At 52.0% G+C, this 8,055-nt stretch carries 7 protein-coding genes; 4 read left to right on the forward strand and 3 right to left on the reverse strand.

The window, feature by feature from the left end; translation table 11 throughout:
- Positions 1 to 1,440: ATP-binding protein (locus B2067_RS02375; RefSeq protein WP_301387328.1), on the reverse strand; the 1,440-nt coding region annotated here is incomplete at its 3' end.
- A gap of 67 nt (positions 1,441 to 1,507) precedes the next feature.
- Positions 1,508 to 2,248 carry a response regulator gene (locus B2067_RS02380; RefSeq protein ID WP_068440255.1) on the reverse strand — a complete coding sequence of 247 codons (741 nt, stop codon included), beginning with the start codon at positions 2,246 to 2,248 and terminating at the stop codon, positions 1,508 to 1,510.
- A 461-nt stretch (positions 2,249 to 2,709) separates the two neighbouring features.
- On the opposite strand from B2067_RS02380, the gene nrdA reads away from it, so the two are divergent.
- From nrdA to bcp, 4 genes are all read left to right on the forward strand, one after another.
- Positions 2,710 to 4,989, forward strand: a complete 2,280-nt coding sequence (gene nrdA / locus B2067_RS02385; RefSeq protein WP_068440253.1) for a class 1a ribonucleoside-diphosphate reductase subunit alpha — start codon at positions 2,710 to 2,712, stop codon at positions 4,987 to 4,989.
- Positions 4,990 to 5,045: 56 nt separating this feature from the next.
- Positions 5,046 to 6,176: a class Ia ribonucleoside-diphosphate reductase subunit beta gene (gene nrdB, locus B2067_RS02390; protein ID WP_068440251.1), complete on the forward strand. Its 1,131-nt coding sequence runs from the start codon at positions 5,046 to 5,048 to the stop codon at positions 6,174 to 6,176.
- A gap of 11 nt (positions 6,177 to 6,187) precedes the next feature.
- Positions 6,188 to 6,700, forward strand: a complete 513-nt coding sequence (gene yfaE, locus B2067_RS02395; protein ID WP_297532895.1) for a class I ribonucleotide reductase maintenance protein YfaE — start codon at positions 6,188 to 6,190, stop codon at positions 6,698 to 6,700.
- Between the two features lie 76 nt (positions 6,701 to 6,776).
- Complete coding sequence (gene bcp / locus B2067_RS02400; protein ID WP_068440249.1) at positions 6,777 to 7,250, forward strand: thioredoxin-dependent thiol peroxidase; 474 nt, start codon at positions 6,777 to 6,779, stop codon at positions 7,248 to 7,250.
- A gap of 14 nt (positions 7,251 to 7,264) precedes the next feature.
- On the opposite strand, the gene B2067_RS02405 is transcribed toward bcp, so the two are convergent.
- A partial coding sequence (locus tag B2067_RS02405; protein WP_301387329.1) for a helix-turn-helix domain-containing protein occupies positions 7,265 to 8,055 on the reverse strand: 791 nt, incomplete at its 5' end.

Raw genomic sequence — 8,055 nt, forward strand, 5'->3', positions numbered from 1 at the left:
CCCGCCATGCCAGTACATAATCCGGCGCACAATCGATAATCCTAGGCCATAACCACCAGAAGCGCGGGTCCGGCTGTCATCCAGGCGAGCGAACGCGCTGAAAACACGATCCCAGTCCTCCTCCGGAATTCCAGGGCCATCATCTTCGACATCTACACGACAGATATCGTCCGCTACGCTGCATCGCACTTTGACGCGCCCTTTAGCATAACGCCCTGCATTACCGACCAGGTTCTGAATAGCCCGGTGCACGTACCTCGGTTCAACCTCAGAGAACGGGAAACCCTCTGGACCACTGCCCTCAAACGAAACAGCAACATGCTCGGGTGGCCGGGCTTCGCCGACCACCTGCTTAGCGACCTCGGCAACGTTGATCTTCTGAAAATCAAGAATCGGGCCGCCCTCTTCAAGACGTGCATAGGTCAGAATTTCATCAATCAGCTCATCCAGCTCCTGAATATCGGCATCCATACCAGCGAGCTGCTTTGATACAAAAGGGTCATCCATTACCGAATCTTCGATAATCTGAGCCCCGAAACGAATACGGGCAACAGGTGTGCGAAGTTCATGCGACACAGCGCGTACCATTTCACGCTGAATTGAGATCAGACGCTGAATATGTTCAGCCATCTTATTGAAGGAATGACCAAGGCGACCAACAGCATCTTCACCAGAAGTGCTCACTCGCGCATTCAGGTGTCCCTGAGACAGACGACTGGTCGCCTGTTCAAGTTTTCGCAGACGCGTTTCAAAGGTGTTAACCACCCAATAAACGCCAAGGCCAATCAGTAAAACACCGATAGTGCCAATAACGAAAACAGCTCTGAAAGAATATGGATTGAATTTTTCAACCGGACCGAGACGGACCACCTGCTCAGCCCCAGGGATTTGTATGTAAGCATCCGCACCGGCACCATCGACGGCAAGCTGCACCAATACATCACCATACTGCATACGTGCAAGATCGGTTGCCGATATTTCCAGATCGGCGATATTCACCACGGACAGAGGGTAACCGAAGTGGCTCTGCACATCCGCCAGGAAGCTATCGATTGCCTCTCCGCTGCGTTGCCATAGTTCGACTAACAGGCGAGCGGTGGCCCTGACCTGAAGCTCAGAAAGCTTATTAAAGTCGACATACAACCACTGTCCATCAGGCATCATGCTGCGCATAGAGGCTGTTTTGCCATCCGGCGAAACAGTAACGATGACCTGGCCACGCAGTAAGCGCGAGCGCTCATACTCATCCTCTGGCCCATCATCTTCAGGACGAATCGCAATAGACGCATCAAACGCCGCTTCAAGACGCGGCAACGCCCCCTCATCCGATGCGAGGCGCTCACCGATCAGATACAGACTGCCGCGGGAGACTTCTTCGTAGAACTGTGCAGAACGCACTAGGTTAACGAGCTGCAAGGCGGCTGAGCACAGGACTGCCACCGCCAGAAGAGCACCAAGGAGCCCGAAATATACCCGAATAAAAATAGCCGTTTACTCCTGTAACGGGTCAGAGCTCTTTGACGAACAGATAGCCTTTGCTACGTACCGTCTTAATACGCTTAGGGTTCATTGGATCATCACCCACCTTCGGACGAATACGTGATACCCGCACATCGATGGAACGGTCCTGACCGTCGTATTCAATACCACGCAACTGATTAAAGATTTCTTCCCGGGTCAGAACTCTGCCGGCATTGCTGCTCAGCAACCAGAGAAGATCAAACTCCGCACTGGTCAGGTCGATACTTTCACCTTCCAGCCAGGCTTCACGCATTGAGCTGTCGACAACGAGATTGCCAAACGTCAGGCGGGAAGATGAGCTGCCTTCTTCTTCCACTTCCTCAACGCCGTCGCCAACGCGGCGCAACAGCGCGCGAATACGGGCCAGAAGAACACGTGGGCGGACAGGCTTAGCGACGTAATCGTCAGCACCCATTTCAAGACCCAGAACCTGGTCAAGGTCTTCAGTCCGTGCCGTTAACATCAGAATCGGCCCTTTATAATGCGGGCGAACAATACGACACACTGCCAGGCCGTCTTCGCCTGGCAACATCAGATCCAGCACGACCAGATCAGGCTGCTCCGACTTGATACGGTCAATAGCACGGCTACCATCGCCCTCTACTGTCACAATCAGGCCATTGCTTTCCAGGTAATCCTTGGTCAGGGCAGCGAGTCGCTCATCGTCCTCAACGATCAGGATTCGCCAGTTTTCCTCGGGGCTCTGTGTATTTTCGTGCTTTAACATGAAGACCTACCATTCCTAACAATCGAATGTTCCACTCTGGGAACCTGTGCTCAGCTGAAACAGCCACAGCAACGCCACTATCTTAACTATAGATAACTTTAGACGCTGTTACGCTTTGTTGCACAGTAACAGTCGACATTTATATCAGAACGGCCGTTTTAGCACTCAGAAAAGTCGCCCATCAGGCGGTGACTGGGCTGGCGTCGGTTACCCCCTTCATGTCCACCACATACGCACAACTTATCCACAATACGAGCTGTCCAATAGTGCCGAAACAACACAAGATATGGGGTTGAATTCACCCACTGGGCGCATTATCTTGTGGCGAAGTAAAAAACCTACATGACGTCAGAGACTTAGCGCGCTTCCGCAGTTAAAACAACCGGAATGTCAAGCATTAAGACACCGGCGCCGTCAGGGAAAGATGGAGTAGATTCCCCTTGAATACAGGCACAGAAAACATGAACGCTACCCTCAGAGTCACCAAACGCGACGGCAGTCAGGAACCGATTGATCTCGATAAGATCCACAAAGTTGTCACCTGGGCTGCAGAAGGGCTGGAGAAGGTATCTGTGTCAGAAGTTGAGCTGCGTGCTCATCTTCAGTTTTTCGATGGCATCCAGACCTCAGAAATTCATGAAACCCTGATCAAAGCCGCGGCCGACCTGATTTCAGAAGAAGCCCCTGATTACCAGTATCTGGCCGCTCGCCTGAACATTTTCCACCTGCGTAAGAAATCCTACGGCCGCTTTGAGCCACCAGCGCTCCTTGATCATGTGAAAGCGATGGTTGAAGGCGAGCGTTACGACAAGCATTTGCTTGAGGACTACACCGAAGAAGAATTCGCGGCGATGGACGCATTCATCGATCATTCACGCGACATGAACTTCAGCTACGCCGCAGTAAAGCAGCTTGAAGGGAAATACCTTGTCCAGAACCGTGTAACGGGCAAAGTCTACGAAAGTGCTCAGTTCCTGTATGTCCTGATCGCTGCATGTCTGTTCTCGTCGTACGATAAAGAGCGCCGTCTCGACTACATCAAGCGTTTTTACGATGCCGTCTCTACGTTCAAGCTTTCTTTGCCGACACCTATCATGGCCGGTGTGCGCACCCCGACCCGTCAGTTCAGCTCGTGTGTACTGATCGAAGCCGGCGACAGTCTGGATTCCATCAACGCAACAGCCGGTGCCATCGTTAAGTACGTTTCACAACGTGCGGGTATTGGCATCAATGGCGGGCGCATCCGTGCACTTGGCAGCCCGATCCGTGGCGGCGAAGCATTTCACACCGGTTGTATTCCGTTCTACAAGCACTTCCAGACGGCAGTTAAGTCTTGTTCTCAAGGTGGTGTGCGTGGCGGAGCAGCGACTCTGTTCTACCCGATCTGGCATTACGAGGTTGAGAACCTGCTGGTTCTGAAGAATAACCGCGGCGTTGAAGAAAACCGCGTGCGTCACCTCGATTACGGCGTTCAACTGAACAAGCTGATGTACGAACGCATGATCAAGAATGGCAACATCACCCTGTTTTCACCGAGTGATGTTCCTGGGCTTTACGACGCCTTCTTTGAGGACCAGGAACTGTTTGAGCAGCTCTACACCAAGTACGAAGCTGATGACAGCATCCGCAAAAAGACCATCAAGGCGGTCGACCTTTTCTCAATGATGATGCAGGAACGTGCAAGTACCGGCCGTATCTACATTCAGAATGTGGACCACTGTAATACCCACAGCCCGTTCAATCCGAAGAAAGCGCCAGTGCGTCAGTCAAATCTCTGTCTCGAGATTGCACTGCCAACCAAGCCGCTGAACGACATTAACGACGAGAGTGGCGAAATCGCCCTGTGTACTCTCGCCGCGTTTAACCTGGGCAAGATCGACGACCTGAACGAACTTGAAGATCTTTCTGATCTTATCGTGCGTGCGCTCGACAGCCTGCTCAGCTATCAGGACTATCCAGTACCTGCAGCTCAGCGCGCCAGCCTTGCACGCCGCACTCTGGGTGTTGGCGTGATTAACTTCGCCTACTTCTTAGCGAAGAATGGTGTTAAGTACTCAGACGGTTCAGCCAACGGCCTGACTCATCGCGCCTTTGAAGCGATTCAATACTGGTTGCTGCGCGCATCGAACCAGCTGGCGAAAGAGCAAGGCGCGTGTGAAGCGTTCAGCGACACGACTTATGCTCAGGGGATTCTCCCAATCGACTCTTACAAGAAAGATGTCGACAAGTTCTGTGAAGAACCTCTTCAGTACGACTGGGAAACACTGCGCAAAGACATCGTCGATACCGGCCTGCGTAACTCAACACTGACAGCCCTGATGCCATCCGAAACATCATCGCAGATCAGTAACGCGACCAACGGTATTGAGCCGCCACGTGGTTACATCAGCGTTAAGCAGAGCAAAGACGGTATCCTCAAGCAGGTTGTGCCTGATTATGAGAACCTGAAGAAAAACTACGAACTCCTGTGGCAGATCCCGGACAACCAGGGTTATCTGCAGCTGGTCGGTATCATGCAGAAGTTTGTCGACCAGGCGATCTCGGCGAATACAAACTATGACCCGTCCCGCTTCCCAGGCAACAAAGTACCGATGCAGCAACTGCTGAAAGACCTGCTGACCGCATACCGTAACGGTGTGAAAACACTGTACTACCACAACACCCGTGACGGTATGGAAGACCCGCAGAAAGAAGCTGTACAAGAAGACGACGATTGCGCCGGTGGTGCGTGTAAAATCTGATTTATTAAGGGGCGCGGCTATGGGGCTGCGCCCATAGCACGAGACTAAAACAGCGAATGGCTTACACAACTTTTAACCGTAACGAGTTTGATACTTTTGAGCAGCCGATGTTTTTCGGCGAGCCCGTCAACGTTGCACGTTACGACCAGCAGAAGCATAAGATCTTTGAAAACCTGATCGAAAAGCAGCTGTCCTTTTTCTGGCGCCCGGAAGAAGTCGACCTGACCAACGATCGCAAAGATTTTATGGATCTTCCGGAGCACGAGAAGCATATCTTCGTCTCTAATCTGAAGTATCAGACACTGCTGGATTCCGTTCAGGGCCGTTCTCCAAACGTCGCTTTACTGCCTGTGGTCTCTCTGCCAGAACTCGAAACCTGGATTGAAACCTGGTCTTTCAGTGAGACTATCCACAGCCGATCTTACACGCACATCGTGCGGAATATTGTCCCGAATCCGGCTGTTGTCTTCGATGACATCACCAAAAACGAATACATCGTCCGCCGTGCAATTTCGGTAACCAAGTACTACGACGACTTTATCGAACTGAGTAACTACTATCAGCAGCTCGGCGAAGGCAAGCACACAGTGAATGGTGAAACCATTGATGTGAACCTGCACGAGCTGAAGCGCCGTTTGTACCTGACAATGGTTTCGGTGAACGTACTCGAAGCGATTCGTTTCTATGTCAGCTTTGCCTGCTCATTCGCGTTTGCCGAACGTGCGAAAATGGAAGGCAACGCGAAAATCATTAAATTGATCGCACGTGATGAGGCCCTGCACCTGACCGGTACTCAGCACATGCTGCAAATCATGGCGCGCGGTAAAGACGATGCCGAGTTCGCACAAATCGCTGAAGAGTGCCGCGATGACGTCATTGGCATCTTCCACGAAGCAGCCGAGCAGGAAAAAGAATGGGCTGACTACCTGTTTAAAGACGGTTCAATGATCGGTCTGAACAAAGACATCCTGAGCCAGTACGTTGAATACATTACCAACCAGCGTATCGGCGCTCTCGGCTTCGACCCGATCTTTGAAGTGCGTAACAACCCACTCCCGTGGATCAACGCCTGGCTGAACAGTGATAACGTTCAGGTGGCACCACAGGAAGCTGAAATCAGCTCTTACCTGGTAGGTGCGATTGACAGTGAAGTTGATACTGCAGACTTCGGTGACTTTGACCTGTAATCCCTGATTCCATGACCAACGCACGCAGGGCGGCCCGTATCGGCCGCCGTCGCTGGGCCAGTTCGAGAACATTTTATTCTGACGCCCAGACCGAAATGGAACTGACCGGTGGCAGCACCACTCAGCTGGAAATGGATCTGGGCGAACTGCCCCTTCCCGCCACTACCAGATCGCTCCCCAAAGAAGATACCGTACTCGAGCAGGGTGACCTGTTTGATCTGCTCGCAGAATCTCCTGAGCCAACGCCGCAGACCATCTTTGAAGGCATGGAAAAACCTATCTTTGAAGTGGCATTCGCGGACGGTCGTAACGCACGTTTCCAGCACGCAAACACCTTGCTGGAATCCCTCGAGGCTCAGGATATTCATATCGAATATCAATGCCGCGAAGGCTACTGTGGCAGTTGCCGGGTGCGCTTAGTTGAAGGCGATGTTCACTATATTGAAGAGCCTATGGCATGGATTGATGATGATGAAATTCTGCCCTGCTGCTGTATACCGAAGTCGGCCCTGAAACTTCAATAGTTCAGAGTCTTGCATTCAATCGCCGCCTTCCGGTAGCCTTTATAAATTCTTATACACCTTTTATACAGAGGACACTATGGCACTCGACTTCCCAGAACTGGGTCAACCAGCTCCAGACTTCACCACCCTGAATCAACGCGAAGAAGAGGTTGCCCTCAGCGACCTTAAAGGTAAAAAAGTCGTACTCTATTTTTACCCGAAAGCTATGACACCAGGCTGTACCGTTCAGGCTTGCGGTCTGCGCGATACCCAGAAAGAGCTGGACGACCGTAATGTGGTTGTTCTGGGTCTTAGCCCGGACGCTCCGAAGCGCCTGCAGAAGTTCATTGATCGCGATGAGCTGAATTTCGACCTGCTTTCAGATGAAGATCACGCCATCGCTGAGAAGTACGGCGTGTGGGCCATGAAAAAGTTTATGGGCCGCGAGTTTATGGGCGTTCATCGTATTACCTTCATCATTGATGAAGATGGCAAGCTCGTTCACATCATGGAAAAAGTCAAAACTAAAACCCATCACGACGACCTGATCGCAGCGTTGGATGCTCTGTAATTCCAAAACAGAAGTCAGTCACTACGACGATACTGTAGGGGAGTCATCCCCTGCCAGCGTTTAAACGCTTTGCTGAAGGCGCTGCCGTCGGCAAAGCCCAGCAGAGCACTGATGTCGGCAATCGGTACGTCTGTTCCCCTAAGCAACTGCGTCGCCCGACGCTCACGTTCGGCATCCAGTAACTGTTGAAAACTGGTTCCGGCTTCAACGAGGCGACGCTGTAGCGTACTGACGCTCATATATAAGCGTGAGGCAACTTCCTCACGGTCAGTGGCAAGATGCACAGCCTCCTGTAGGCAACGCTCCACTCGGATTCTCACTTCAGGTTGCTGAATTCGCTTTAACTGGGCATCCAGCAATTGCTGATGCATACCGGCGAGTGCTGGTTCACCACCAGGCAGTGGCTTCTGAAACCATGCAACGTCGTAGACCAGGGCATGTTTATCTGCTCCGAATTCCGGAATACAACCGTAAGCACGTTCGTATTCTTCAACTTCCGCCTCGTCGACGGTAAAACCCAGCAGCACTCTGACCGGCGGTACCGGGCGGCAGTAAAGCCACTCGCCGAACTTCTTGAGTAACAGGAGTACGGTGTCTATCTGATCACGACTGAACGACCTGTCGCCCGGCAGATAGATCACATGCATCTGGCCGTTATCCTGATTGAGAGAAAAACGTCCGCCTTCACTGATGACCGACGAATAACGCTCTGCCATGCCTAATGCCTCCAGCAAACTCCGGCTATGCATCAGGTTCATCGCCAATAGAGGAAAATGCAGTGGCGTAAGGTACTCGCCTAACCGCA

It is taken from the genome of Thalassolituus sp. UBA2590, assembly GCF_002339775.1.
GTDB lineage: Bacteria > Pseudomonadota > Gammaproteobacteria > Pseudomonadales > Oceanobacteraceae > Thalassolituus.

Bases quoted from the DNA above. Each gene is read 5' to 3' on its own strand.
- B2067_RS02380 (WP_068440255.1), bottom strand. From the start codon at position 2,248: ATGTTAAAGCACGAAAATACACAGAGCCCCGAGGAAAACTGGCGAATC.
- nrdA (WP_068440253.1), top strand. From the start codon at position 2,710: ATGAACGCTACCCTCAGAGTCACCAAACGCGACGGCAGTCAGGAACCG.
- nrdB (WP_068440251.1), top strand. From the start codon at position 5,046: ATGGCTTACACAACTTTTAACCGTAACGAGTTTGATACTTTTGAGCAG.
- yfaE (WP_297532895.1), top strand. From the start codon at position 6,188: ATGACCAACGCACGCAGGGCGGCCCGTATCGGCCGCCGTCGCTGGGCC.
- bcp (WP_068440249.1), top strand. From the start codon at position 6,777: ATGGCACTCGACTTCCCAGAACTGGGTCAACCAGCTCCAGACTTCACC.